Origin of the sequence: Tabrizicola sp. M-4, from assembly GCF_051132405.1 — a bacterium.
GTDB lineage: Bacteria > Pseudomonadota > Alphaproteobacteria > Rhodobacterales > Rhodobacteraceae > Paragemmobacter.
Window position 1 is genome coordinate 2,801,621 of the sequence record NZ_CP128606.1, and the last position, 24,733, is coordinate 2,826,353.

Here is a 24,733-nt window from a genome sequence, read left to right on the forward strand (position 1 = left end):
CTCGGCAGCCTGACTAGAGGGCTTTTCACGATCATTCAAGCGGCTCCGGCGCATCTTCCCGCGCGTCAAGATCGAGGTAGAGCATCTGCGCCTCTGGGGCGGGCCCGCGTCGCAGGCCGAGTGCCAGAATTCTGATCACACGGATGCGCGTGCCCTGCGGAAAGGTCAGCACATCCCCCTCACCCACCCCCGCGCCGGGTTTGCGGGTGGGCTGGCCGTTGATGCGCAGGTGGCCGCTTTCTGCAAGGTTGGCTGCAAGGGCGCGGGTCTTGAAGAACCGCGCCTGCCACAACCATTTGTCCACGCGGAGCGTGGCCCGCCCTCCCCCGGCCTTTGCAGCACCGGGGCCGGCCAAATCAGGACTTCGCCTTCAACGCGGCCAGAACCGCGAAGGGGTTGTCCGGATCGATGGGCTTTTCGGGACGCGGAGGCCGCGACTCATAGGATTTTGCACCCTGTTGCGGCTTGGCGCCATCGCGCCGTTCGGGTTTGCCGCCCTTGCCACCTTTTGGCTTGCCGCCTTCGCGCCGCTCGCCCTGCGGGCGGTCACCGCTACCCTCGCGCTTGGGCCGTTCGCCACGGCTCTCGCCCTGAGAACGTTCGCCCCGGCCTTGACGATCGCCCTGCGCCGGACGGTTGCCCCGCTCTGGTCGTTGGAAGCGGGGCTTGGGAGCCCATGTGAAGGTGTAGAAAACCTCCATCTCGACGGGCGTGGCCTCGCCCCCGTCCTGCACCGCCGGCTCTTCCGGAACAGGAGCCAGAATCGACACTTCCTCGGGGATCGGCAGCGTGGATTGCGGCTCTGCAGGCTTGGGCAGTTCCATCGCCTTCACCTTCGCCCGCTCGCCCTTTTCGCCCTTGTAGCCCAGACCGGCCATCAGGTCGGAGAACTGTTCCAAGGTCATGCCGGTGATCGACAGCATATCCGCCGTCGCCTCAAACCCCGCCCGGCTGTCCTTGGTGCGCAAGATGTCTGCCAGTCTTTCCAGCATGTCGATGCGGATCGCGCGGCTGCCTGCGGGATGATAGCCCGACAGCGTGTAGTGCTGCTTGGGCACTTCGGCGATGTTGGGGATGGTCACCAGACCGGGGGGCGGGCTTTCGGGAAACTCGTCCAACCCGTTCCAGAGCGACCACAAAACCAGCCGCAGGCGCGTCGGTGCAGGTTTCAGCAAAAGTGGCAGAAACACCGTGAACTGCCCGAACCGCACGCCATGCTTGCGCAGCGCGCCCCGCGCCTCCTGATCCAGAGCCTTCACTTCGTCCGCCACCGCGTCGCGCGGCAGCACGCCCAGCCCCTCGACGAGGCGGAAGGCAAAGCCCCGCGCCAGACCCGTCAATTGCTCGTCCCGGCTCATCGCGGTCAGCGGCTCGAACAGGGCCGCGACCTTGCGGTCGATGAAATGCTGCAGACGGCGCTTCACCTTCTCGGCGACATCCGGCCCCGCTTCTTCGTCCACGAAGCCTTCGACCGATGGCCGCATCGCCTCGGCCCCTTTCACCAGCTTGCCAACCGCCGTGGTCCCCCACATCAGGCCGCCCTGCTCAGTGTAATCCAGCTCGGTATCTGGCGCGTTGTAGAACCGGTCCGCCCTCAGATGCCATTCGGGCCGCAGCGCCTGCACCGCCGCCTGCCGCAGCGTGCGCGCCTCGTCGGGCGTGGCCGATGCGTCCTGCCGGAACCGGAACCCCTCCAGCCGCCCGACGAACTCGCCCTCGACCATCACTTCGCCCTTGTCATTCACCTCGGCCACGAGGGTCTCCTTCTGCTTCAACCGCCGCAACAAGACGCTTGTCCGCCGGTCAACAAATCGCTGCGTCAGCCGCGCATGCAGCGCATCCGACAGGCGGTCTTCTACAGCGCGCGTCTCGTCGCGCCAATGGCTTTCGTCTTCGACCCAGCCCGACCGTTGCGCCACATAGGTCCAGGTCCGGATATAGGCGAGCCGTTTGGAGATGGCGTCGATATCCCCATCCGTCTTGTCGATCCTTGAGACGGCCTTCGCGAGCCAGTCCGAAGGCACCTTACCGCCTTTCAGGAACTCGAAGATCCGCGCAAGGAGGGATGCATGTTCCATGGTCGAAGAGGACCGGAAATCCGGCACGCGGCAGACGTCCCAGAGCAGTTTCACATCCTGCGGACCCTTGATGCGGTCCCTCACCTCGGCCATTTCGGAGAGGGTTTTCAGCGCAACCACGTCGTCGGCATCCCGCGCGCGGGTCAGCCATTCGTTAGAGGTGGGGGCTTCCAGTGACCGGACCAACCGTTCCACTGTGCCGAATTCCAGCCCGGCATTGCGCCATTGCAGTTTCTTGACCGGCTGGAAACGGTGGTTCTCGATGGCCTCCACCATTTCCTCGTCGAAGGGGCGCGCCTCGCCCGTCACGCCGAAGGTGCCGTTTTCGGTGTGCCGACCCGCTCTGCCCGCTATCTGCGCCAACTCCTGCGGATAAAGTGCCCGCATCCGCCGCCCGTCGAACTTTGCGGTGGAGGAGAAGGCGACATGGCGGATGTCGAGATTGAGCCCCATCCCGATGGCATCGGTGGCCACCAGATAATCCACATCGCCATTCTGGTAGAGCGCGACCTGAGCATTCCGCGTGCGGGGCGACAATGCCCCCATCACCACCGCGCAACCGCCCTTCTGCCGCCGGATCAGTTCGGCGATGGCATAGACGTTTTCAACGGAAAACCCCACGATCGCGCTGCGTGGGGGCATTCGGCTGATCTTTTTGGAACCTGAATAGGTCAGGGTGCTAAGACGGTCGCGCTTGACGAAACTCACCCCCTGCACCAGCGCGGCAATCGCCCCGCGCATCGTGTCGGATCCGAGGAACAGCGTTTCATGCAGCCCGCGTGCCCGCAGCAGTCGGTCAGTGAAGACGTGACCCCGTTCAGGGTCGGCGCAAAGCTGGATCTCGTCCACCGCGACGAAATCCGCGCCGATCTCCAGAGGCATCGCCTCAACCGTGCAGACCCAGTACTGCGTCCGCTCCGGCACGATGCGCTCTTCGCCCGTGACCAGTGCCACGACCGACGGGCCGCGCTGCGCGACGATCCGGTCATAGACCTCGCGCGCCAGAAGGCGCAGGGGCAGGCCGATTACCCCAGTCCGATGCGCCAGCATGCGCTCGATCGCGTAATGCGTCTTGCCGGTGTTCGTCGGCCCAAGGACCGCCGTCACACGTCCGCCCATGCCCATGTCGTCGCGCCTGCTAAAGGTCCGTTCCGGCGGTTTCCGCTTCCAGCCGTTCCACGGCTTCGATTACCCCCTCAAGATGGGGATGTATAGCCAAGGCGGCCTCATAGGCCTCCAGCGCCTTTTCCGGTTGTTCCAACTGTTCGAAGATCATGCCCAGCCCGGACAAAGCCCCGAAATGACGCGGGTTCAGCGTAAGCGTCTGCGCAATGTCGTTCACCGAAGGGCCCAGTTCGCCGGCCTGAAAATAGGCGGTGGCCCGCGCGTTCCAGCCCTCGGCGAAATCGGGCGCGTGGTCGGTCAGCGCGGTGAAATGTTCGATGGCCGCCGCGACATCCCCCGCCGCCATGGCATCCCGACCACGCTGCAGCAGTAGGTCCATGGTTGCCGAGCCGGACTTTGACCATTCGTTCCAGATTTCCCGTTCGATCCGCGCTGCCGATTGGGCATCGGCTTCTTTCAGCTCCTCGAAAAGCGAATCGAGGTCTGGTGTCTGGGCAGCGGCCAAGCCCCCCATACATAAAACGGCAACAAGTGCCGCAACGACATGATTGTGTAACCGACGCAGGGCTTCCATAAATCGAAGGTAACGCAACCGGGGCGAAAAACCAGCCTTCCCCGGTCACGATCAGAAGATGGAGATTGCAAGAATGAGCGAAGTTATCGACGCCGCCGTCGCCGCCCTGTCCGCCAAGCTGTCCGACGGGTTCGACGGCGTGGCGAAATTCGTGATCAAGGGCGAAGGGGCGATCATGCTGGATGCCAATGGCGTCCGCGCCGGGGATGAGGAGGCGGATGTCACGCTGACCGCCTCGACCGAGACCTTCCGCGCGATCCTCGACGGCGACATGAACCCGACAATGGCCTTCATGACGGGCAAGCTGTCGGTCGATGGGTCGATGGGAATGGCGATGAAGCTGGGCTCTGCGCTGGCGTGACGCAGGCCGCGCCCCTTTTTGCGGATCAGGCCGAAGGGCCGCCCGATGGGCGGGCCTTCTGGCTGCGCACGGCAGATGGGGTTCAGATCCGCGCCGCGATCTGGGGCACGGGGCAGAAGGGCACGGTTCTACTGTTTCCGGGCCGGACGGAATACATCGAAAAATACGGCCGCGCTGCCGCCGACCTGCACGCGCGCGGTTTCACCACGCTGGTCGTGGATTGGCGCGGTCAGGGGCTTGCCGCCCGCGCCCACGCCGACCGCCTGATCGGGCATGTCGGCCATTTCGACGAGTATCAGCGCGATGTGGATGCGATCCTTGCGCTGGCAGAGGCGGAGGGGCTGCCCCGCCCCTTCCATCTGCTGTGCCATTCCATGGGGGGATGCATCGGGCTGCGCAGCGTGATGCGGGGCCTGCCTTTCGCCTCGGCCTGCTTTTCCGCGCCGATGTGGGGCATCAGCATGGCTGCCTGGTCAAGGCCTTTGGCCCATGTGCTGGGTCGGCTTGCCCCGGTCTTTGGGCAGGCGCATCGCTATGCGCCCGGCACGGGTGGACAGACCTATGTGCTGGCGACGGGGTTCCAGGGCAATGTGCTGACCACCGATCCGGAGATGTGGGAGTACATGCGCCGTCAGGTCGCCGCCCATCCGGACCTTGCGCTGGGCGGGCCTTCGCTGGGCTGGTTGGGGGCCGCGTTGCAGGAATGCGGAGCGCTGGCAGCCTTGCCGGCCCCGACCACCCCTGCGATCACCGCTCTGGGAACGGCGGAGAAAGTGGTCGATGTCGGCCCGATCCACTTGCGCATGGCCGGATGGCGACAAGGCAGGCTAGACCTTTATCATGGTGCGGAACACGAGGTTCCGATGGAGACACCGGCCCATCGCACGCGGTTCTTTGACGAGGCGGCGAAGCTTTTCCTCGGACAGGGCTAGACGGCCTGGGCCGCAGGAACCGGTTACAGCGCGATCTGGCTGAACCCGTCGCGCAGCGCGCGGCTCCATGCATCGGACATCGCGCGGAACTGTTCGTCGCCTGCCTCGATCCGGCGGGTGAGGGTAACCTTGCAGGCGTCTCTTTCGATCACGCAAAGATCAAGCGGCATCCCCACGGAAAGGTTCGACCGAAGGGTGGAGTCCATCGACAGCAGCACCGCCTTCTGCGCGTCCTGCAGGCTGGTCTGCGGTTTCACCACGCGGTCGAGGATGGGCTTGCCGTATTTGTGTTCACCGATTTGCAGGAACGGCGTGTCTTCGGTCGCTTCGATGAAGTTTCCTTCGGGATAGATGAGGAAGAGGCGCATCGCACCCCCCTTCCGCTGCCCCGCCACGATCATCGAGGCAGAGGCACCCTGCATCGCTGAAAGCTTTTCGTCGATCTCGGCCCGGACCTCGGCCAGCATGTTGCCGACGATGTCCGCCACCTTCAGCATCGTGGGGGCCTTCATGATCGACTGCGTCTCGTCCGAGTCCGGATCCTCGATCGCCTCGCGCAGGCGGGCCACGGTGGTTTGCGTCACCGAAAGGCTGCCGGCGGTCATGATGGCGATGATCCGCTCGCCGGGGTCTTCGAAGAGGAACATCTTCCTGTATGTGGAGATGTTATCCAAACCCGCATTGGTACGGGTATCGGACAGAAGGACGATTCCCTCGTTCAACAGCAGGCCGACGCAATAGGTCATGGATTCTTCCCCAAGGATACCCGACCCTATTGCTGCAAGGATTGGACCGCAACCTTCACATCAAGCGACTCGGCCCCGACACCGCGCGCCACGCCGCGGATGGGGGCGGCATCCTGCGCATCCATTCCCGATCCAAGGCGGATGTAGCGCGCATCCGGGCAGCAGCGGTTTGCGGGATCGAAGCCCACCCAGCCAAGGCCTGCAACATGGACCTCGGCCCAGGCATGTGCCGCCTCGTGCGGGACGCCCTCGACGTCGGCAAAGAGATAGCCCGAGACATATCTGGCGGGCAGTCCCATCCGTCGTGCGCAGGCGATGAGGATGTGGGCGTGGTCCTGACAGACGCCTCCGCCCAGCGCCAGGGCCTCTGCGGCGGTGGTCTGGGACCTCGTTGCGCCGGGTTTGTATGCCACAGCCACTGCCACAAGTTCCGCCAGACGGTGGGCCAAGGCCAAAGGTCCCTCGGCCCCGGCGGCCTGCGTGGCAAGATCGGCCAGAGCCGCATCGGCGCGGGTTGCCGTGGTTTCGACCAGATAGACCTCGGGCGGGACCACCTCGCGGTGGCCGCGCAGGACGCCTGCAAGGTCGAAGGTTTCCACGGTGCCTATCACGCGCACCTCCACCTCGGACACCGGGCCCTTGACCATCCAGCCCTGCACCCGGTCCCCCGCCCCGTCGCGGAAAGACCCGCCGGGAATTCCGTCGGAAACGGTCACCGTCCAGTCGCGCACCTTCTGGCCATCGAATTTCGACGGGGTCAGCCGGTGGCTTTGCATCACGGCCCGCACCGGGCGGTCATAGCGGTAGCGCGTCACATGATCGACCGACAGCAGCATCAGCGCATATCCCCGCTCAGGTAGGTGTCATGGACCAGAGACCCCAGCCCCGCCACCTCACGGATGAAACGGGACAGGAAATCGTGCAGGCCCTCGTCGAAGATGTCCTCCACCTTGGTGGCCTCGAGTGCTGCCAACATCTCTTGCGCGCTGGCCTGTGCTTCGGACTTGGTTCCATAGGCCTTGGCAAGACGGTTGAGATGGGTGGAGATCTCTTCGACGCAGGTGATCAGCGACCGGGGGCATTGCGGGTTGAGGATCAGGAAATGCGCGATCTTGGCCGCCGTAACCTCTCCGCCATAGGCCCAGTGGAAGGCGCGATGGGCCGACATGGCACGCAAGAGCGTGGTCCATTGGTAATTGTCGAGACCAGACCCCACGAATTCCACCTTGGGCAGAAGGACGTAGTATTTCACGTCCATCAGGCGGGCAGTGTTGTCGGCGCGTTCGAGATTGTAGCCGAGGTTCAGGAAATCCCAGCCGTCATTGCGCAGGAGCGTGGCCTCGATGGCCCCGCGCACCATGGCAGCGTGGCGCATCGTCCATTCGGTGAGGCGCGAGAGTTCCAGCTCGCTGCGCGGGGTGCGTTCGAGCTGGCGCAATTCCTGAAACGCGGTGTTGAGGGCGTCCCAGACCTGCGCCGTCAGCGCGGTGCGGACGATGCGGCCGTTTTCCCGCGCCGTGGTGATGCAGGAGGCGACGGAGGAAGGGTTGTCGCGGTCGAAGAAGAGGAAGCTTTCGATATTGCGCTGCACCGGATCGCCATACTTGCGGGCAAAGGCATCGGCATTGCCCGAGGCCTGCAAGAGCGAATCCCATTCGTTGCGATAGCCCGCAGCCGAAGGCAGCAAGGCGATGCGCGATCCCACCTCCAGCAGACGCGCGGCGGTTTCGGCCCGCTCCATGTAGCGGGCGATCCAGAAGAGGTTGTCGGCGGTCCGGCTCAGCATGTGATCACTCCGCCAGAACCCATGTGTCCTTCACCCCACCCCCTTGGGAGGAGTTCACGACAAGCGACCCTTCCGTCAGCGCCACCCGTGTGAGGCCGCCGGGGACGAGTTCGATGCGTTCTCCCACGAGGCAATAGGGGCGCAGGTCGACGTGACGGGGGGCCACGCCTTCGGCGACGAAGGTGGGGGTGGTGGACAGTGCCAACGTCGGCTGGGCGATGTAGTTGCCGGGATCGGCCACGATCTTGGCGCGGAAGGCCTCGACCTGTTCCTTTGTGGCCTTGGGGCCGACCAGCATGCCATAGCCGCCTGAGCCGTGGACTTCCTTGACCACCAGTTCGGCGAGGTTGTCCAGAACGTAGCGCAGGTCATCCGGCTTGCCGCATTGCCAGGTGGGGACGTTCTGCAGGATCGGTTCCTCGCCCAGATAAAAGCGCACCATTTCGGGGACGAAGGTATAGACCGCCTTGTCATCGGCCACACCGGCACCGGGGGCGGAGCAGATGCTGACACCGCCGGAACGGTAGACATCCATCAGGCCCGGAACGCCCAGCATGCTGTCGGGGCGGAAACAGAGCGGGTCGATGAAGGCGTCGTCGATGCGGCGGTAGATGACATCCACCTTCTTCGGACCTTCGGTGGTGCGCATCCAGACGAATTCGCCTTCGACGAAGAGGTCCTGCCCCTCGACCAGTTCGATTCCCATCAGGTCGGCGAGGAAGCTGTGTTCGTAATAGGCGCTGTTGAAATGGCCGGGGGTGAGGAGGACGATCGTCGGTTCGCCGTTGCATTTTTCCGGCGCGACGGAGGCCAGCGTGCGGCGCAGGATTTCGGGATAGGTGTCGACGGGTTCGATGCGGTTCTCGCGGAACAGTTCGGGGAACATCCGCATCATGATCTCGCGGTTCTCCAACATGTAGCTGACGCCGGAGGGGGTGCGGCAGTTGTCTTCCAGCACGAAGAATTCGTCGGGGCCGGTGCGGACGATGTCGATGCCGACGATGTGGGAATAGACACCCTTGGGCGGTTTGATCCCCGCCACGGCCTTTTCATAGGCTTCGTTCTGATAGACGAGGCGCGAGGGAACGCGGCCTGCGCGGATGATTTCGCCGCGTTGATAGACGTCCACAAGGAAGGCGTTCAGGGCGCGGGCGCGCTGTTTGATGCCTTTTTCCAGACGTGCCCATTCGGCACCGGTGAAGACGCGCGGGAACATGTCGAAGGGGATCAGGCGATCTGGATCGCCGCCTTCGCCATAGACGGCGAAGGTGATGCCGATGCGGCGGAAGAGATCCTCGGCCTCGGCCTGCTTGAGCGTGCGCAGGGCGGCGGGCATGGCCTTCATCCAGTCTTCGAGCCGGGCGTAGGGCTGGCGGACCTTGCCGGTCTGGTACATCTCGTTGAAGTATTGCGTCACCGTTACGCCCCCTGCTTTCCCGATCCATGTCGGAGTTGGTCCAAGTTAATCAGGGCACCAAGCGGCTTGGAAGCGTTTCGGAGGAATGGCATGGGTGCGACATGTGCAACTGCACAAAATTTGGGCAAGCCTGCACCTCTGGCGGTGGATGCCCTGTGGACTAGGTTCCGCGCATGGCCTTGAACCCCGTCCTTGTCTTCACCGATCGCGGGATATTCTGCCCGGATGGCGGGTTCTTCATCGACCCGTGGCGTCCGGTGGAGCGCGCGCTGATCACGCATGGCCATTCAGACCATGCGCGCTGGGGCCACGGTCAGTATCTGGCCACCCATGCGGCGCTGCCAGTGATGCGGCACCGGCTTGGCCAGATCACGGCGCAAGGGATCGGCTATGGCGAAAGGCTGCGGATCGGCGGGGTGACGGTCAGTTTCCATCCGGCGGGGCATATTCCCGGATCGGCGCAGATCGCGGTGGAGCGGGAGGGCGAGGTCTGGGTCGTCTCGGGTGATTACAAGGTGGAGCCGGACGGTCTGGCGGAAGCCTTCGCGCCCGTGCGCTGCCATGCCTTCATCAGCGAATGCACCTTCGGCCTGCCCGTCTTCCGCTGGCGACCGCAGGCGGAGGTGATGGGCGAGATCACGCGCTGGTGGGCGGCGAATGCGGCGGCAGGGAAGGTGTCGATCCTTGGTGCCTACAGCCTTGGCAAGGCGCAGCGGCTGCTGGCGGGGGTGGGAGCGGTGGGTCCGATCCTGACGCATGGCGCGGTGGAGGAGGTGAACGGCATCCTGCGGCAACAGGGCTATGCCCTGCCCGACACGATCCGCGCGGGGGTCGGGGTGGATGGGAAGTCGCACCCCGGAGCCTTGGTGATCGCGCCGCCCTCGGCGCTGGGATCGGCATGGGCGCGACGGTTCGGGCCTGCGGAAGAGGCATTCGCCAGCGGCTGGATGGCGGTGCGCGGCATCCGCCGCCGCCGGGCGCTGGGGACGGGGTTCGTGGTATCGGACCATGCCGATTTTCCGGGCCTTCTGTCGGCCATCCGTGCCACGGGATGCGAGAGGGTCTTCGTGACCCATGGCTATACCGCGCCCTTCCGCCGTTTCCTTGCAGAACAAGGATATGACGCCGGGATCGTTGCCACGGAATATGGCGAGGAGGCGGAGGACGCGTCGGAGGCGGTGGAGTCATGAGGGATTTCGCCGCCCTGTTCGCAGCCCTAGACGGGACGACCAAGACGACGGCGAAGCTTGCCGCGCTGACCCTGTATTTCCAGACCGCACCGGAGGAGGACAGGCTTTGGACCATCGCGCTTTTGTCGGGGCGCCGCCCGAAACGGGGGGTGACGGCCACCGAGTTGCGGGAATGGGCGGCGGAGGCGGCGGGGGTGCCGCTTTGGTTGTTCGAGGAAAGCTATGCGATGGTGGGGGATCTGGCCGAGACCATCGCCTTGATCCTGCCGCCCGCCGGGGCAGAGGAGGCCCCCCCGCTGTCCGAGACGGTCCGGGCGCTGATCGCGCTGACGGGGCAGCCTGCCGAGGTGCGGAAGGCGGCCATCCTTGGCTGGTGGGGGCGGCTGGGGACGACGGAGCGGTTGCTGTTCAACAAGCTGATCACCGGCGGCTTCCGCATGGGCGTGAGCCAGGGTTTGATGACGCGCGCGCTCTCCACCGCGACGGGGGTGGAGGAGGCGGCGCTGGCGCATCGCCTGATGGGGGATTGGCAGCCGCTGACCACCAGCTATCAGGCGTTGATCCGGGACGAGGGTGAGGGGGCGGCGTCGCGGCCCTATCCCTTTGCCCTTGCCTCGCCATTGGAGGAGGGGCCGGAGGGGCTGGGTGATCCGGCAGAGTGGCATGCGGAATGGAAGTGGGATGGCATCAGGGGGCAGTTGATCCACCGGCCCGGCCTGCTGGCCCTTTGGTCACGGGGGGAGGAATTGATCACCGACCGTTTCCCGGAATTCGGACCGCTGGTGGATTTCCTGCCGCCGGGCACGGTGATCGACGGCGAGGTGCTGGCATGGGACCGGGCGGGTGGCCGCCCCCTGCCCTTTGCCGAATTGCAGAAGAGGATCGGGCGCAAGACGGTGCCGAAGCGGTTGCTGCAGGAGGCGCCGGCCCATCTTCTGGCCTATGACCTGCTGGAGGATGGGGGGCGGGACCTGCGGGAAACGCCCTTTGCCGAGAGGCAGGCGCGGCTGGCGGCGCTGTGTGCGGGGCTGCCGGACGATCTGCCACTGTCGCTGTCGCCGCCGGTCGGCTTCGCGGATTGGGCAGTGCTTGCCGCGCTGCGCCAGACGGCGCGGGAACGGCGGGCGGAGGGGCTGATGCTGAAACGGAGGTCTTCGTCCTATTTCAACGGGCGCAGGCGGGGGGATTGGTGGAAGTGGAAGCTTGACCCCTTCACCGTCGATGCGGTGATGATCTATGCGCAGGCGGGGCATGGGCGGCGGGCGAACCTGTTCACCGACTTCACCTTTGCCGTGCGGGACGGGAATGGGCTGGTGCCCTTCACCAAGGCCTATTCGGGCCTGACCGATGCCGAATTCGGCGAGATCACCCGCTGGGTGCAGAAGAATACGCTGGAACGGTTCGGCCCGGTGCGGCGGGTGCCGCCGGAACTGGTCTTCGAGATCGGGTTCGAGGGCATACAGGAAAGCCCGCGCCACAAGTCGGGGATCGCGCTGCGCTTTCCGCGCATGATCCGCTGGCGGCGCGACAAGCCGGTGGATGAGATCGACACGCTGGAAGGGTTGCGCGACCTGCTGCGCGTTGCGCGGGGCTAGGGCGGGGTTTCCGGCATGGCGGTGGCGGGGTGAGGGACAGATAGCGCCGCATCGCGTGGAATTCAGCCGCCTTCCCTTGCGCCCGCCGCCTCCGCCGCCCTAGATGACATCCGAGCAAATGCGATGAGGTTTTCCGATGACGCTTCCCCTGCCCCGCCCGGTTTTCGATGCCAATGCCAGCGGTGGCGGTCTGGGCAATCTGCCCGACTGGGACCTGACGGACCTTTACCCCGCGCCGGATGCCCCGGAATTCGGTCGCGACATGGCTTGGCTGGAAAAGGCCTGCGCCGATTTCGCCGCCAGCTATGAGGGCAAACTTGCCACGCTGGACGCGGAGGGGCTGCTGGCCTGCGTTCTGGCCTATGAGAAGATCGATGTCGTGGCGGGACGGATCATGTCCTATGCGGGTCTGCGCTATTACCAGAACACGATGGACAGCGAGCGGGCGAAGTTCATGGCCGATGCGCAGGACCGCATCACCACCTTCACAACGCCGCTTGTGTTCTTCAGCCTTGAGTTCAACCGGCTGGACGAGGGGCATCTGTCGGGCCTTCTGGCGCAGAATGCCGAGCTTGCGCGTTACAAGCCGGTGTTCGACCGGATGCGCGCGATGCGGCCCTATCAGCTTTCCGACGAGTTGGAGAAGTTCCTGCACGACAATTCGGTCGTGGGGGCCAGCGCGTGGAACAAGCTGTTCGACGAGACGATGGCGGGCCTGATGTTCAAGGTGGAGGGCGAGGAGGAGGAACTGAACCTCGAATCCACCCTGAACCTTCTGACCGATACGGACCGGGCCAAGCGCGAGGCGGCGGCGCGGGCGCTGGCAGTTGTGTTCGACAAGAATATCAAGCTGTTCGCCCGGGTCCACAACACGCTGGCCAAGGAGAAGGAGGTCGAGGACCGCTGGCGCAAGATGCCCACGCCGCAGACCGGGCGCCACCTTTCCAACCATGTGGAGCCGGAGGTGGTGGAGGCGCTGCGGAATGCCGTGGTCGCGGCCTATCCGAAGCTGTCGCATCGCTATTACCGGCTGAAGGCGAAATGGATGGGGCTGGAGAAGTTGCAGGTCTGGGACCGCAACGCGCCCCTGCCCATCGAGACGCCGAAGACGGTGGATTGGGACAGCGCGACGCGGACGGTGATGGAGGCCTATGGCGCCTTCGACCCGCGGATGGCAGATCTGGCGCGGCCCTTCTTCGAGCGGGGCTGGATCGATGCGGGCGTGAAGCCGGGCAAGGCACCCGGTGCCTTTGCGCATCCGACGGTCACGACGGTGCATCCCTATGTGATGCTGAACTACCTTGGCAAACCGCGGGACGTGATGACGCTGGCGCATGAGTTGGGCCATGGCGTGCATCAGGTTCTGGCCGCGGGTCAGGGCGAGTTGCTGTCATCGACGCCGCTGACGCTGGCCGAGACGGCGAGCGTGTTCGGCGAGATGCTGACCTTCCGCAAGCTTCTGGACGGGGCGAAGACGCCGGGAGAGCGCAAGACGCTGCTGGCGGGCAAGGTGGAGGACATGATCAACACGGTCGTGCGTCAGATCGCCTTCTACGATTTCGAATGCAAGCTGCACGCCGCGCGGCGCGAGGGCGAGTTGACGCCGGACGACATCAACGCCCTGTGGATGAGCGTGCAGGCGCAATCGCTTGGCGATGCCTTCGAGTTCATGGACGGGTACGAGACCTTCTGGGCCTATATCCCGCATTTCGTGCATTCGCCCTTCTACGTCTATGCCTATGCCTTTGGCGACGGGCTGGTGAATGCGCTTTACGCGGCCTATGCCGATGGGCTGCCGGAGTTTCAGGAGAAGTATTTCGAGATGCTGAGGGCTGGCGGATCGAAACATCACAAGGAGCTTCTGGCGCCCTTCGGCCTTGATGCCAGCGATCCGAAGTTCTGGGACAAGGGGCTGTCGATGATCGCGGGCTTCATCGACGAGCTGGAGGCGATGGAAGGCTGATCTTCTTGGTGCCGAGGGGGTCCGGGGGCACAGGGGTGCCCCCGGCCTTTTTCATCACCAGTGTATCTCGCGCGCCGTGGCGAAGGCCGCGTCGATCATCACCTGCGTGCCGCGGGTGAACTCCAGCGGGCAGGGATAGGCGGCCCCGGTGCGGAGGGATTTGCCGAAGTTTTCCACCTGGATCTTGTAGTGGTTCGCGGCGGGCCAGCGTTCAGAGGTGATGGTCTGGTCGTTGTGCAACTCGATCCGCGCCTCGGCGAAGAGGTTGGCGTTGAAGGGGCCGTTGGCGACCTTGAGAAGCCCCTTGTCGCCGTGGAAGGTGACTTCCTGACGGTTCTGCAGGCGCATGGAGGTCATCGCGGTATAGGTCGCGCGGCCCAGCGGACCTTCGAGGATGGCGTCCAGTTCGGCCCAGACATCCACGCCATTCTCGCGGATCATGCGGCAGGAAATGTCGGTCGCCTCGGCCCCGGTCACGAAACGCGCGGAGCCATAGGTGTAGACGCCGATGTCGCGGATGCCGCCGCCGCCGGTTTCGGGGCGGTTGCGGATGTTCTGGGTTTCCTCGTGGTTGTCATAGCTGAAGAAGGCGTCGACATGGCGCAGTTTGCCAATGGCCCCGCCCTGCACCAGTTCGCGGGCGCGGATCCATTGCGGGTGGTGGACGATCATATAGGCCTCGGCCGCCAGTAGCCCCGTGCGGTCGCGTTCGGCGATGATCGCGTCGATCTCTTCGGCTTTCATGGCGATGGGCTTTTCGGTCAGCACATGCTTGCCCGCGCGCAGGGCCTTCAGCGTCCATTCCACATGCAGGTGGTTGGGCAGCGGGATGTAGACCGCGTCGATCGTGGGATCGACGAGGAGGTCGTCATAGGTCTTTTGCGCGAGGCCGGGGCAGAAATCCCAGCCAGTGGCCGCGCCGGGTTTCGAGGTGCCGAGCGCGGCGAGTTCGGCGTTTTCGGCCATATGGATGGCGGGAGCCATGTGGTCGCGGGCGAATTTGGCGTTGCCGAGAACGCCCCAGCGGACGGGTTTCATCAGGTCTTCCTCCCTTTCGGTGACGCGCGCAGGCTAGGGCGCGGCGCGGAGAGGTGCAAGGTCAGTCGGCCTTGCGGAGGAGGGCAAGCAACTGGCCACGGGCGACGAAGAGGATGCCGCCGAGATAGGCCACGGAGAGGGCGAGCAGCGTGATCCAAGGATAGGTGAGAAGGGCGGCGATGACTGCGGCTGCACCCACGAGAATGTAGCGCGCATCTTCGGCATAGAAGGTAACGCGCTTGAGCGAGGGCGTGCGGATGCGGCTGATCATCAGCGCGCCCATCGCCACCATCCAGAGCGCGATGGCTGCGGCGGGCAGGCGCACATCGCCGGGGAAGCAGAAGGCGAGGTAGATGGGGGCCAGCACAAGCATGGCCCCTGCCGGGGAGGGCACGCCGATGAAGGAGGTGCGTTCGGCAGGTTCCTCTCCGTCCATCCGCTTGTTGCCGACGTTGAAGCGGGCAAGGCGCAGCATGCAGCAAATGGCATAGACGAGGACGGCGATCCAGCCGAGCGATGCCTCGCCCTTCAGGCCCCAGAGGTAGAGGATGATGGCGGGGGTCACGCCGAAATTGACGAAATCGCCAAGGCTGTCGAGTTCCGCGCCGATCGCGCTTTCGGATTTGAGCATGCGGGCGAGGCGACCGTCGAGGGCGTCCAGCGCGGCGGCGAGGCCGATCAGGGCGACGGCGGTGGCGATGCGGCCGTCGATGGCGAAACGGATCGCGGTCAGGCCCGCGCAGAGGCCGAGGATCGAGACGAGGTTGGGCAGCAGTTGCAGGATGTGCAGCTTGCGGCGGGGGCGCGGCGTCTCGTCCATGATAGGTTCACTCCATCCGGGCGAGGCGCTGGGGGCTGGGCTGACCGATGGTGGCGATGACGGTTTCGCCGGCGATGCAGGTCTGGCCCAACGCCACCTGCGGCTCCACCCCGTCGGGGAGGTAGATGTCGAGGCGGGAGCCGAAGCGGATCAGGCCGAAGCGTTCGCCGGTGCGCAGATCCTGCCCCTTGACCGCGAAGCAGAGGATGCGGCGGGCGACGAGGCCCGCGATCTGCACCACGGCGATGGAACGGCCATCGGCCATGTCGATGCGGATGGAATTGCGTTCGTTGTCGACCGAGGCCTTGTCGAGCGAGGCGTTCAGGAATTTGCCGGGGCGGTAGGCGATTTCGGACACGCGGCCCGCGATGGGGGCGCGGTTCACATGGCAGTTGAAGACCGACATGAAGACCGAGACGCGCATCAGGGGCTCGGGTCCCATGCCCAGTTCCTCGGGCGGGGCGACGCGTTCGATGAGGGAGACAACACCATCGGCCGGGCTGACCATGAGGCCCGCATTCTGCGGCACGGCGCGTTTGGGATCGCGGAAGAAGTAGTAGCACCAGACGGTCAGGCCGACGCCGATCCAACCCAGCGGGTCCCAGATCCAGAAGAGGACCAGCGTCACGGCGGCGAAGGCCGCGACGAATTTGATGCCTTCGCGGTGCATCGGCTTGATGAAGGTTTCCAGCATGGTCATCGGCGGTCTCCGGGTTTGGTGCCCCTTACCCTTGCGGGGCTGTCAAGGCAACGGGGCCGAGGGTCGCGGTATGCAGAACGGCGGCGGGATCCTCCCCCGCCGCCGTGATGGTAATGGTTAACGAAGGGTTAATCACCCCGCTCAGGCCGGGATGACCATCCCTTTGCCCTTGGCCAGTTCGCGCATCTTGGCCTGCAGCTTTTCGAAGGCGCGGACCTCGATCTGGCGGATGCGTTCGCGGCTGACGCCGTAGCTTTCCGACAACTCCTCGAGCGTCACTGGGGTGTCGGCGAGGCGGCGCTGCATCAGGATGTCTTTTTCGCGTTCGTTCAGAACGGCCATCGCCTGCACCAGAAGCGCGCGGCGTGTGTCCATTTCGTCACGCTCTTCATAGGCCTCGGCCTGATCGCTATCTTCATCCTCCAGCCAGTCCTGCCACTGGGTCGCGCCGTCACCATCAGACCCGATCGTCGCGTTCAGCGAGGCGTCAGAGCCAGAGAGGCGGCGGTTCATGTCGATGACCTCTTCCTCGGTCACCGACAGGTCCTTGGCGATCTGGGCCACGTTTTCCGGGCGAAGGTCGCCTTCTTCCAATGCGCCGACCTTGGCCTTGGCCTTGCGCAGGTTGAAGAAGAGCTTCTTCTGCGCGGAAGTGGTGCCGAGTTTCACGAGGCTCCAAGACCGCAGGATGTATTCCTGGATCGAGGCGCGGATCCACCACATGGCATAGGTGGCGAGGCGGAAGCCCTTTTCGGGATCGAAGCGTTTCACGGCCTGCATCAGGCCCACATTCGCCTCGGAGATCACCTCGGCCTGCGGCAGGCCATAGCCGCGATAGCCCATCGCGATCTTTGCGGCGAGGCGCAGGTGCGAGGTGACGAGCTGGTGCGCGGCGCCTGCGTCCTGATGATCGACCCAACGCTTGGCCAGCATGTATTCCTGTTCCGGCTCCAAGAGCGGGAATTTGCGGATTTCCTGCAGATAGCGGTTCAGCCCCTGTTCCGGGCTTGGTGCGGGAAGGTTCTGGTAGGTGCTCATGTCGTGCCCCCTGTTCACCCCGGGTCTTTCCAGAAGCCCCCGAGGATTGGCGAAGTTAGGAAGGCGGACCTGCAAGTTCAAGACCGCCTTCCCCTTGTACGGTACATGGGAAAGGTTCCGTTAGCGTTAAAGCCACGGCTTCGTGCGGTCACGCACATGTCAGGGATTGTTTCAAGAGTTCAGCGCGCGGATTGCAGGGTCGCCACCAGTTCCGCCATGTCGGGCGGGAGCGGGCTTTCGAATTCCATTTCCTGCCCCGTGACCGGGTGGATGAAGCCGAGCGTGGCGGCGTGGAGGGCCTGACGGTGAAAGCCGTTACCCAAGGCGGCGGCCTTTTCGCCCACGACCTTGGGCGAGAGTTTGCGGCGCCCGCCATAGGTCTGGTCGCCCAGAAGACCGTGGCCGGCATGGGACATGTGGACGCGAATCTGGTGGGTGCGGCCGGTTTCCAGCCAGCAATCCACCAAGGCGGCAGCGTCGCCATAGCTTTCGACGACGCGGGCGCGGGTGACGGCGTGGCGCCCTGCCCCGTCCCAGACGACGGCCTGACGCTGGCGGTCGGTCTTGTGGCGGGCAAGGCCGGTGGCGATGCGGAGGATGCCGCCCTGTTCGAAGGTGACGCCACGGGTGCCGCGCAGACGGGGATCGGCGGCGTCGGGCGTGCCGTGGACGAGGGCGATGTAATGGCGGTTGACCGTGTGCTGTTCGAACTGCTTGGCCAGCCCGTGATGGGCGCGGTCGGATTTCGCGACGACGAGAAGGCCGGTCGTATCCTTGTCGATGCGGTGGACGATGCCGGGGCGTTTCTCGCCGCCGATCCCCGACAGCGTGTCGCCGCAATGGTGGAGAAGCGCGTTGACCAGCGTGCCCGTGGGCGTGCCGGGCGCGGGATGGACGACCATGCCTGCGGGTTTGTCGATGACGATCAGGTCGTCGTCTTCGTAGAGGATGGTCAGGGGGATATCTTCGGGCAGTGCGTGGTAATCGTCGGCGGGGGCAAGGAGGAGCGTGTATTCCTGCCCTTCGGCCACCTTTGCCTTGGGGTCGGTGACGGGGGTGCCGTCGCGCAGGACATCCCCTTCGGCGATCATCTTCATCAGGCGGGAGCGGGAAAGCGCGGCTTCCTCTGGCACCTCGCGCGCCAAGGCCTTATCCAGACGGTCGGGCGGGTTTTCCCCGATGGTCACGGTCAGGGTGGATGCGCCCTCTTCGGAAAGGTCTTGCATGGATGACGCTCCTGATCGGCTGCCGCCCAGCCTGAGGTTCCTGAAATGGCTTGTCATCGTGCTGATGGTCACGATGATCGGCGGTGTCATAACCATCGTCGGGGTGCTTGTCACCCGGATGCCGGACGGGTCTGGCCCGGCGCTGCCGGAAAACCTCGTTCTGCCGGATGGCACGGTTCCCGAGGCGGTGACGGTGACGCGGGACTTGGTGCTGGTGGTGACGGGAGACGGGCGGGTGCTGGTCTTTGGCCGGAACGGGCAGTTCCGGCAGGAGATCAGGCTGGACTGACGCCCCAGAGCGCGGCGAGGATCGCGTCAAGTCCGTCGGTCAGCGCGGCGGGGCCGGGCTGCAGGATGAGGGGCGATTTGATTTCGTGGATGCGCCCGTCGCGGATGGCGGGGATCGCGTCCCAGCCGGGCCGGGCGGCGATGCGGGCGGGAACGACCTTCTTGCCGCACCATGAGGCGAGGATCACATCGGGCGCACGAGGGATGACCTGTTCGGGCAGGAGGATACGGTCCTTGGCGGCCTTGCAGGCGGCGAGTTCGGGAAAGGCATCCTCGCCCCCCGCGATGCGGATGAGTTCGGAAACCCAGCCGATGCCGGAGATGAGCGGTTCGTCCCATTCCTCGAACAGGACGCGGGGGCGCTGTGGGCGGTGGATGGCCGCGATGGCGGCGAGGCGTGCTTCATACCCGCTGGCGAGGGCCTCGGCCTCGGCCACGGCGCCGGTCAGGTGGCCGCAGGTGCGGATCATTCGCAGGATGCCCGCCACGTCGCGCTGGTTGAAGGCGTGGACCTCGACCCCTTCGCGGATCAGGTCGGCGGCGATGGGGGCCTGCAGATCGGAGAAGGTGAGGACGAGATCGGGGTTCAGCGCGAGGATCTTCGGCACGTCGGCAGAGGTGAAGGCCCCGACGCGGGGCTTTTCGCGGCGGACGCGGGCGGGGCGGACGGCATAGCCGGTGACGCCCACGATGCGGTGGTCCTGCCCCAGAAGGTAGAGCGTTTCGACCGTTTCCTCGGTCAGGCAGACGATGCGGCAGTAGGTCATCGCAGCCCCCGTCGTTCTTCCTCGGCGCGGCGCCAGACCTGCCAGTCGGCGGCGGCCTCGGCGATGGCGCGGCGGGTGGCGGCGCCGATCGCCTCGCCGATGGCGGTGTGGAGGCCGGCATAGCGCCCCTCGCCCGCGTCACAGGCCAGCGCCGCGCAATCGGTGCCGGTGCCGGTGGCGGTGCCCGTGGGCAGGGTGAGGCCCGCCTCCATCACGGCGGCGGTGCGGGCCTCAATGGCGATGGAGAGTGCCTCGAGTTGGGCGGCCTCGGTCAGGGGGGCGTCGATGGCGGTGCAGAGGTTGATCGTGCCGAAATCGGCGCTGTGATAGGGTCGGCGGCGACCCACCGCCTCGGCGTTGGACAGGCCGACGGTGGCGAGGCAGGTGGCGCGGAGGCCGTCGACCATGGCCTCGGCCAGCCGATAGGTGCCGATGTCGCGCGAGGTGAGCATGCCCACGGCATCGGGCCATGGGGACATTTCGCGGGCGAACCACCCTTCGACGTCGAAGTCGAGGGGAAGGTCGGCATTCTTGACCTCGCGCCAGCGGATGGTGGTGGCGGTGACGAAGCCGGGGCGGAAGGGGGCCCAGCTGAGCAGGCGCATGGGGCGCGGAAGATGCGCCACGAGCCATGGGCGGGAGAGTTCGGCGCGGATCATCTTGTGGTGGCGAGGGGTTGGAAGACGGGGCCGTCAGGGGTTTCGGCATGGTGGCCGCGGATGCCGAAGACGCGTGACAGGAGCGGGTCGGAGAGGACCTCTGTCGCGGGGCCGTCGGCGGCGATGCGCCCTGCCTCGAGCATCACCAGACGGGTGCAGTGGCGCGCGGCGAGGCCGAGGTCATGGACGGAGGCGATGACGCCCTGCCCTTCGCGGGCAAGGTCGGCAAAGACCTGCATGGTGCGGATCTGGGCGGCGGGGTCGAGACCCGCCACGGGTTCGTCGGCCAGAAGGAGAGGCGTTTCCTGTGCCAGCGCGCGGGCGATCAGGACGCGGGCCTGTTCGCCGCCGGAAAGGGCCGTGGCGATGCGGGCGCGGAAATTCCCCAGCCCCATTCGGGCAAGCGCGCGGTCGACCGCCGCGCGGTCGTCCTGCCGGGACAGCGCGCCCTGATGGGGGACGCGGCCGAGGGTCACCACCGCCTCGACCGTGACGGGCCATGCGATGTCGCGCGATTGGGGGAGGAAGGCCGCCTTGCGGGCGCGATCCGCCGGGGCGAGCACGGCGAGGGAAGAGCGTCCGGTGAAGGGCAGAAGGCCCAGCGCCGCGCGCAGGAGCGTGGTCTTGCCCGCACCGTTTGGGCCGATGAGGCCCACGAATTCGCCCTCGCCCACGGTGAGCGTGACGCCATCCACCACCGGGCATTCGCCGCGCCGGACGGTGAGGTTTTCCAGTGACAGAAGGGTCATGCCTCGCTCCCCCGCATGCGCCAGAGAAGATGGAGGAAGAAGGGGGCGCCCACCAGCGCGGTCAGGACGCCGAGCTTCAGGTCCTGATCCGGGGCGATGAGGCGGACGGCCACGTCGGAGGCCAGCACCATGGCCGCCCCACCCAGCATGGCGGCGGGCAGGAGGCGCGAGGGCTGCCCACCCACCAGCGGGCGCAGGATATGCGGCACGACGAGGCCCACGAAGCCGATGGCTCCTGCCACCGCGACCGAGGCCCCGACCGCTGCCGCCGTGCCGAGGATGATGGACAGCCGCAGGCGGCGCAGGCTGATGCCCATGCTTTGCGCCGCATCCTCGCCCAGCGTCAGCGCATCCAGCGCGCGCCCCGAGGTGAGCAGCAGCAGGCAGCCCGCCGCCATGAAGGGCAGGCCCAGCCAGACATGGGTCATGGAGCGGTCGGCGAGGGAGCCCATCATCCAATAGACGATCTCCATCACGGCGAAGGGATTGGCCGAGAGGTTCAGGACCAGTTGGGTGGCCGCCCCGGTGAGGGCCGAGATGGCGATGCCCGCAAGGATGAGCGAGAGCGCCCCGCCCCGCGGGCCCGCGAGCAGGAGGATGAGGAGGACGGAGAGCCCTGCCCCGGCCAGCGCGGCCAGCGGCAGGGCAAGGGCGAAGGCGGCGGCGAGGCCGGTCTGGAGCGCGAGGACCGCGCCGAGGGCCGCGGAGGAGGAAACGCCGATCAGCCCCGGTTCGGCCAGCGGGTTGCGCAGGAAGCCCTGCATCACGGCACCCGACAGGCCCAGCACCGCGCCGACGGCCAGCCCGAGGATGGCGCGCGGCAGGCGGATCTCCTGCATGACGAGGACGACGGGGCCTCCCTCTCCGCGCAGGAGGGCGGCGAGGCTTTCGGACAGGCCGAGGGCGGCGGGGCCGATCAGGAGCGAGGCCGCGAAGAGGAGGAGGACAAGGAGGGTCAGCCCGGCGAGGAGCAGGCGGTAGGGGATCATTCCTGCCCTCCGAGCGCGGCGCGGGTTTCGGCCATGGTGCGGATGGCGTTCAGGATATGGGGGGTGCCGCAGACCCAATCGGCATCGCGGACGCTGGCGCGGGCGGCGTGGTCGCGCAGGGCCTGCAAGGCGGGGTGGGTGAGGATTTCTTCCGAACGCGAGGCGCCGGGATAGGGGGTTGAGGTGACGACGACCTGCGGTTCGGCCATGACCAGCCGTTCCAGCGGCAGGATGCCCCCGCCGGTGAGCCCGGCCTCGGCCCCCACGTTGCGGAAACCCGTGAGGGTGAGGATCTGGTCGGACAGGGTGCCGGAGCCTGCGGTATAGCCGTTGGGGTAGTACATGGCGGCGGTGGCGGGCGTGCCGTCGAATCCCAAGTTCGCGAGATCGGCTTCGAAGGCGCGGGCCATGGCCTCGCCCTGTTCGGCGCGGCCGAGGGCCTCGCCGATGAGGCGCATATGGGCGGCCACGTCCTCCAGCGTGTCGGCGGGCGGGAGTTGCAGGACGGGGATGCCGAGGCCTTTGAGGAGGTCGACCGAGGCGCGGGCGGTGTAGGTGCCCGCAAGGACGAGGTCGGGGCGGAGGAGGTAGATCTGTTCCGCCCCGCCACGGTTGACGGGATAGGTGCGGGCCTCCTCGACCATGGCCGAGGAGAGCGGGTCGAGGGAGAGGTAGCTGATGGAGACCAGTTGGCCGGGGGCTGCGAGCAGCATGGCAAGCTGATCGGTGCAGAGGTTCATCGACACCACCCTCTCGGGCGGTGCCGCCACCGCCGCCCCGGCCCAGAGGGCAAGGGCGACGGCGGGGAGGAGGGGGTTAGAAGGACGCACGGATGCCGACATGGACAGACCGGCGCGGCGTGCCGTAGCCATCCGCGATTTCGTAGATTTCGTCCGTCAGGTTTTCCATGCGCAGGTAAAGCTCCCGGTCCTGCCCGAGGTCATAGGACACTTGGGCGCGGTAGATCGTATAGCTGTCGGCATCACCTTGCGGGAAGCCGTCTTCCGCCCCGGAGGCATGGGTCAGGCCGAAGGAGCCGGACCAGCCGTTGCCGAGATCACTATCGAGCGTGAGGCTGAGCTGGTTGCGGGGAACCCGCGTGAGCAGGCGACCGTTCGGACGGCGGGCATCGGTGTAGGTGTAGGCCCCGGTCAGCGTGAATACGTCGTTGATGGGAAGTTCTAGACCGAGTTCCACGCCCTTGCGCACGGAGGTTCCGGGCAGGTTCACGAGCGTATTGGGGGTTGGGGTGGCGTCATAGGTGATGAGGTTGTCGGTCTCGAGGCGGAAGAGCGTGGCGGACAGCATCGCCCCGCCAGCGAAGTCCTGATCGATGCCGAGTTCATAGCTGATGCTTTCCTCGGGTGTGAGGGCAGGGTTGCCGATGAAGAAGACGTAATCGCCGTAGAGTTCGTCGATGGACGGCGCACGGAAGCCCGTACCGATGGCCGCGCGGAGGGTGGTGTCGGGGGCGACGCGCCAGCTTGCGGCGAGGCGGCCCGTGGTGAAACGGCCGAATTCGGAATGGTCGTCAACGCGGAGGGTGGCGGAGGCGTCGAAACTGTCGGTGGGTGACCAGAGCAGTTGCGCGAAACCGCCGATGGTGCGGGTTGTCCGCGTGCCAGTGGGGAGGCGGTTGTATTCCGCCCCTTCTTCCATGGCGTCGAGCCCATAGACGAAGGACATGGTTTCGGAGACTTCGGTGGTGGCGTTCCAGCCGAAGGACAAGCGATCGCCCTTGAAGAGCGAGTTGCCGTTGTTCACGTCGATGATGTCGCGCGTGATGTCGTAATAGGCGAGGTCGAGGTTGTGCTGCGTGCGGCCCGCGTCGATTTCCGCGAAGACACGCATGCCATATTCGGTCTGGGTCTGGGAATTCTCGAAGTCGGCAAGGCCCAGCGCGCCGAAGCCGTCGAATTCGGACTGGGTTTCCTGCGTGAAGAAGGCGGTGCCGAGAGTGAGGCTGTCGGTCATCGCATAGCGGGCCGAGAAGGACAGGCGCGTTGCCTCGGCGGAGTCGGGTTCGGTGCCGGCGGCAGCGGCGGAGAAGCCGTCGGTCTGGTAGCGTGTGGCGGAGAAGGCGGTTTCCAGACGCCCCTGCCGCTGGGTCAGGCCATAGCTGAGGAGCGCGGTGTTGTCGGAACCGTATTCGGCACGGAGGGTTTGCTTGAGGCCGTCTTCCTCGAGCCGTTCATGCGTGGTGATGTTGATCACGCCGCCGACGGCGGAGCCGCCCCAGAGCGCGGATTGCGAGCCGCGCAGCACCTCGATCCGGGAGATGTCGGCGGCGAGGAGGGAGCCGAAGTCGAAGGAGGTTTCGGTCTGGGTCGGGTCGGTGACGCGGATTCCGTCAATGAAAACCGCGATGTAGCGTTTGTCCGCGCCGCGGATGCGGAGCGAGGTGGAGGTGCCCACCGGCCCCTGCGTGGTGACGGTCACGCCGGGAATGCGGTTCAGCAGACCGGCGACGGTGGTATCGCCGGATTTCGTGATGGTCTCCGCATCGACGACCTGAACGGAACTGCCCGTGCGGTTGGCGGCAAGCGCGGTCCGGTTCGCCGTCACCACGATCTCGTCCAGCGTGATGTCGGTTTGCTGGGCGGTGGCGGGGAGGGCTGCGAGGAGGGCGATGAGCGAGACTGACAGGCGTTTCACGGCCTTTTCCTTTCCTGCGGGCATGGCTGGCCCGGAC

24 protein-coding genes are annotated in these 24,733 nt (G+C 66.0%); 6 read left to right on the forward strand and 18 right to left on the reverse strand.

The genetic code is table 11. The annotated features are described in order from the left end of the window. Positions 1-31 precede the first annotated feature (31 nt). The 3 genes from TabM4_RS13690 to TabM4_RS13700 are packed head-to-tail and all read right to left on the reverse strand — an operon-like array spanning position 32 to position 3,717. Positions 32-304, reverse strand: a complete 273-nt coding sequence (locus TabM4_RS13690) for an RNA-binding S4 domain-containing protein (protein WP_434613342.1) — start codon at positions 302-304, stop codon at positions 32-34. Positions 305-356: 52 nt separating this feature from the next. After that, on the reverse strand, positions 357-3,203 hold the full coding sequence (locus tag TabM4_RS13695) for a helicase-related protein (RefSeq protein WP_434613345.1): 2,847 nt from the start codon (positions 3,201-3,203) through the stop codon (positions 357-359). A gap of 13 nt (positions 3,204-3,216) precedes the next feature. Beyond that, entirely contained in the window at positions 3,217-3,717 is a 501-nt protein-coding gene (locus TabM4_RS13700; protein ID WP_434613348.1) for a tetratricopeptide repeat protein, read from the reverse strand. A 133-nt stretch (positions 3,718-3,850) separates the two neighbouring features. On the opposite strand from TabM4_RS13700, the gene TabM4_RS13705 reads away from it, so the two are divergent. Both TabM4_RS13705 and TabM4_RS13710 read left to right on the forward strand, forming a co-directional pair. Next, positions 3,851-4,138 (forward strand): SCP2 sterol-binding domain-containing protein, encoded by a 288-nt coding sequence (locus tag TabM4_RS13705; protein ID WP_434613351.1) that lies wholly within the window; start codon positions 3,851-3,853, stop codon positions 4,136-4,138. Beyond that, a complete protein-coding gene (locus tag TabM4_RS13710) occupies positions 4,135-5,070 on the forward strand; it encodes an alpha/beta fold hydrolase (protein ID WP_434613354.1) in 936 nt (311 codons plus the stop codon). The genes TabM4_RS13705 and TabM4_RS13710 overlap by 4 nt, the downstream gene beginning before the upstream one ends. Positions 5,071-5,093: 23 nt before the next feature. Here the strand turns inward: TabM4_RS13710 and TabM4_RS13715 are convergent, their stop codons facing one another. The 4 genes from TabM4_RS13715 to TabM4_RS13730 are packed head-to-tail and all read right to left on the reverse strand — an operon-like array spanning position 5,094 to position 8,998. Further along, the gene (locus TabM4_RS13715; RefSeq protein WP_434613357.1) at positions 5,094-5,816 is read right to left on the reverse strand and encodes a proteasome-type protease; all 723 of its coding nucleotides are present in this window, start codon (positions 5,814-5,816) and stop codon (positions 5,094-5,096) included. 26 nt (positions 5,817-5,842) lie between these two features. Further along, the gene (locus TabM4_RS13720; protein WP_434613360.1) at positions 5,843-6,652 is read right to left on the reverse strand and encodes a transglutaminase family protein; all 810 of its coding nucleotides are present in this window, start codon (positions 6,650-6,652) and stop codon (positions 5,843-5,845) included. Next, a complete protein-coding gene (locus TabM4_RS13725; protein WP_434613363.1) occupies positions 6,652-7,602 on the reverse strand; it encodes an alpha-E domain-containing protein in 951 nt (316 codons plus the stop codon). The genes TabM4_RS13720 and TabM4_RS13725 overlap by 1 nt, the downstream gene beginning before the upstream one ends. A gap of 4 nt (positions 7,603-7,606) precedes the next feature. Further along, complete coding sequence (locus tag TabM4_RS13730) at positions 7,607-8,998, reverse strand: circularly permuted type 2 ATP-grasp protein (protein ID WP_434622073.1); 1,392 nt, start codon at positions 8,996-8,998, stop codon at positions 7,607-7,609. Positions 8,999-9,192: 194 nt separating this feature from the next. Here TabM4_RS13730 and TabM4_RS13735 point away from each other — a divergent pair, with 194 nt between their 5' ends. From TabM4_RS13735 to TabM4_RS13745, 3 genes are all read left to right on the forward strand, one after another. Next, positions 9,193-10,209, forward strand: a complete 1,017-nt coding sequence (locus tag TabM4_RS13735) for a ligase-associated DNA damage response exonuclease (protein ID WP_434613366.1) — start codon at positions 9,193-9,195, stop codon at positions 10,207-10,209. Further along, positions 10,206-11,804, forward strand: coding sequence for an ATP-dependent DNA ligase (locus TabM4_RS13740; RefSeq protein ID WP_434613368.1), 1,599 nt, complete (start codon positions 10,206-10,208; stop codon positions 11,802-11,804). The genes TabM4_RS13735 and TabM4_RS13740 overlap by 4 nt, the downstream gene beginning before the upstream one ends. Positions 11,805-11,940: 136 nt before the next feature. After that, complete coding sequence (locus tag TabM4_RS13745; RefSeq protein WP_434613371.1) at positions 11,941-13,767, forward strand: M3 family oligoendopeptidase; 1,827 nt, start codon at positions 11,941-11,943, stop codon at positions 13,765-13,767. A 54-nt stretch (positions 13,768-13,821) separates the two neighbouring features. Here the strand turns inward: TabM4_RS13745 and TabM4_RS13750 are convergent, their stop codons facing one another. The 5 genes from TabM4_RS13750 to TabM4_RS13770 form a co-directional block, all read right to left on the reverse strand. Then, a complete protein-coding gene (locus TabM4_RS13750) occupies positions 13,822-14,805 on the reverse strand; it encodes a Gfo/Idh/MocA family protein (protein ID WP_434613374.1) in 984 nt (327 codons plus the stop codon). A gap of 61 nt (positions 14,806-14,866) precedes the next feature. After that, entirely contained in the window at positions 14,867-15,625 is a 759-nt protein-coding gene (pssA, locus tag TabM4_RS13755) for a CDP-diacylglycerol--serine O-phosphatidyltransferase (protein ID WP_434613377.1), read from the reverse strand. A 7-nt stretch (positions 15,626-15,632) separates the two neighbouring features. Continuing rightward, entirely contained in the window at positions 15,633-16,325 is a 693-nt protein-coding gene (locus tag TabM4_RS13760; protein ID WP_434613379.1) for a phosphatidylserine decarboxylase, read from the reverse strand. A gap of 141 nt (positions 16,326-16,466) precedes the next feature. Beyond that, positions 16,467-17,363, reverse strand: a complete 897-nt coding sequence (gene rpoH / locus TabM4_RS13765; RefSeq protein WP_434613382.1) for an RNA polymerase sigma factor RpoH — start codon at positions 17,361-17,363, stop codon at positions 16,467-16,469. A gap of 179 nt (positions 17,364-17,542) precedes the next feature. Further along, positions 17,543-18,589: an RluA family pseudouridine synthase gene (locus TabM4_RS13770; RefSeq protein ID WP_434613385.1), complete on the reverse strand. Its 1,047-nt coding sequence runs from the start codon at positions 18,587-18,589 to the stop codon at positions 17,543-17,545. Between TabM4_RS13770 and TabM4_RS13775 the strand changes: the two genes are divergently transcribed. Continuing rightward, on the forward strand, positions 18,588-18,878 hold the full coding sequence (locus tag TabM4_RS13775; protein WP_434613387.1) for a DUF6476 family protein: 291 nt from the start codon (positions 18,588-18,590) through the stop codon (positions 18,876-18,878). The two genes, TabM4_RS13770 and TabM4_RS13775, sit on opposite strands and share 2 nt — an antisense overlap. Here the strand turns inward: TabM4_RS13775 and TabM4_RS13780 are convergent. The 6 genes from TabM4_RS13780 to TabM4_RS13805 are packed head-to-tail and all read right to left on the reverse strand — an operon-like array spanning position 18,865 to position 24,696. After that, entirely contained in the window at positions 18,865-19,644 is a 780-nt protein-coding gene (locus TabM4_RS13780; RefSeq protein WP_434613390.1) for a cobalamin-binding protein, read from the reverse strand. The genes TabM4_RS13775 and TabM4_RS13780 overlap by 14 nt on opposite strands. After that, entirely contained in the window at positions 19,641-20,303 is a 663-nt protein-coding gene (locus TabM4_RS13785) for an adenosylcobinamide amidohydrolase (RefSeq protein WP_434613393.1), read from the reverse strand. Before TabM4_RS13785 ends, TabM4_RS13780 begins: the two co-directional genes overlap by 4 nt. After that, complete coding sequence (locus TabM4_RS13790) at positions 20,300-21,052, reverse strand: ABC transporter ATP-binding protein (protein WP_434613396.1); 753 nt, start codon at positions 21,050-21,052, stop codon at positions 20,300-20,302. Before TabM4_RS13790 ends, TabM4_RS13785 begins: the two co-directional genes overlap by 4 nt. Further along, the gene (locus tag TabM4_RS13795) at positions 21,049-22,038 is read right to left on the reverse strand and encodes a FecCD family ABC transporter permease (protein WP_434622075.1); all 990 of its coding nucleotides are present in this window, start codon (positions 22,036-22,038) and stop codon (positions 21,049-21,051) included. Before TabM4_RS13795 ends, TabM4_RS13790 begins: the two co-directional genes overlap by 4 nt. Then, positions 22,038-22,883, reverse strand: a complete 846-nt coding sequence (locus TabM4_RS13800; protein WP_434613398.1) for an ABC transporter substrate-binding protein — start codon at positions 22,881-22,883, stop codon at positions 22,038-22,040. Before TabM4_RS13800 ends, TabM4_RS13795 begins: the two co-directional genes overlap by 1 nt. After that, positions 22,858-24,696 (reverse strand): TonB-dependent receptor plug domain-containing protein, encoded by a 1,839-nt coding sequence (locus TabM4_RS13805; protein WP_434613401.1) that lies wholly within the window; start codon positions 24,694-24,696, stop codon positions 22,858-22,860. The genes TabM4_RS13800 and TabM4_RS13805 overlap by 26 nt, the downstream gene beginning before the upstream one ends. Positions 24,697-24,733 lie beyond the last annotated feature (37 nt).

Excerpts from the sequence above, each read along its gene's own strand:
- TabM4_RS13695 (WP_434613345.1), bottom strand. The coding sequence starts at position 3,203 with ATGGGCATGGGCGGACGTGTGACGGCGGTCCTTGGGCCGACGAACACC.
- TabM4_RS13700 (WP_434613348.1), bottom strand. The coding sequence starts at position 3,717 with ATGGGGGGCTTGGCCGCTGCCCAGACACCAGACCTCGATTCGCTTTTC.
- TabM4_RS13705 (WP_434613351.1), top strand. The coding sequence starts at position 3,851 with ATGAGCGAAGTTATCGACGCCGCCGTCGCCGCCCTGTCCGCCAAGCTG.
- TabM4_RS13715 (WP_434613357.1), bottom strand. The coding sequence starts at position 5,816 with ATGACCTATTGCGTCGGCCTGCTGTTGAACGAGGGAATCGTCCTTCTG.
- TabM4_RS13720 (WP_434613360.1), bottom strand. The coding sequence starts at position 6,652 with ATGCTGCTGTCGGTCGATCATGTGACGCGCTACCGCTATGACCGCCCG.
- TabM4_RS13725 (WP_434613363.1), bottom strand. The coding sequence starts at position 7,602 with ATGCTGAGCCGGACCGCCGACAACCTCTTCTGGATCGCCCGCTACATG.
- TabM4_RS13730 (WP_434622073.1), bottom strand. The coding sequence starts at position 8,998 with ATGTACCAGACCGGCAAGGTCCGCCAGCCCTACGCCCGGCTCGAAGAC.
- TabM4_RS13735 (WP_434613366.1), top strand. The coding sequence starts at position 9,193 with ATGGCCTTGAACCCCGTCCTTGTCTTCACCGATCGCGGGATATTCTGC.
- TabM4_RS13740 (WP_434613368.1), top strand. The coding sequence starts at position 10,206 with ATGAGGGATTTCGCCGCCCTGTTCGCAGCCCTAGACGGGACGACCAAG.
- TabM4_RS13745 (WP_434613371.1), top strand. The coding sequence starts at position 11,941 with ATGACGCTTCCCCTGCCCCGCCCGGTTTTCGATGCCAATGCCAGCGGT.
- TabM4_RS13750 (WP_434613374.1), bottom strand. The coding sequence starts at position 14,805 with ATGAAACCCGTCCGCTGGGGCGTTCTCGGCAACGCCAAATTCGCCCGC.
- pssA (WP_434613377.1), bottom strand. The coding sequence starts at position 15,625 with ATGGACGAGACGCCGCGCCCCCGCCGCAAGCTGCACATCCTGCAACTG.
- TabM4_RS13760 (WP_434613379.1), bottom strand. The coding sequence starts at position 16,325 with ATGACCATGCTGGAAACCTTCATCAAGCCGATGCACCGCGAAGGCATC.
- rpoH (WP_434613382.1), bottom strand. The coding sequence starts at position 17,363 with ATGAGCACCTACCAGAACCTTCCCGCACCAAGCCCGGAACAGGGGCTG.
- TabM4_RS13775 (WP_434613387.1), top strand. The coding sequence starts at position 18,588 with ATGGATGACGCTCCTGATCGGCTGCCGCCCAGCCTGAGGTTCCTGAAA.
- TabM4_RS13770 (WP_434613385.1), bottom strand. The coding sequence starts at position 18,589 with ATGCAAGACCTTTCCGAAGAGGGCGCATCCACCCTGACCGTGACCATC.
- TabM4_RS13780 (WP_434613390.1), bottom strand. The coding sequence starts at position 19,644 with ATGACCTACTGCCGCATCGTCTGCCTGACCGAGGAAACGGTCGAAACG.
- TabM4_RS13785 (WP_434613393.1), bottom strand. The coding sequence starts at position 20,303 with ATGATCCGCGCCGAACTCTCCCGCCCATGGCTCGTGGCGCATCTTCCG.
- TabM4_RS13790 (WP_434613396.1), bottom strand. The coding sequence starts at position 21,052 with ATGACCCTTCTGTCACTGGAAAACCTCACCGTCCGGCGCGGCGAATGC.
- TabM4_RS13800 (WP_434613398.1), bottom strand. The coding sequence starts at position 22,883 with ATGTCGGCATCCGTGCGTCCTTCTAACCCCCTCCTCCCCGCCGTCGCC.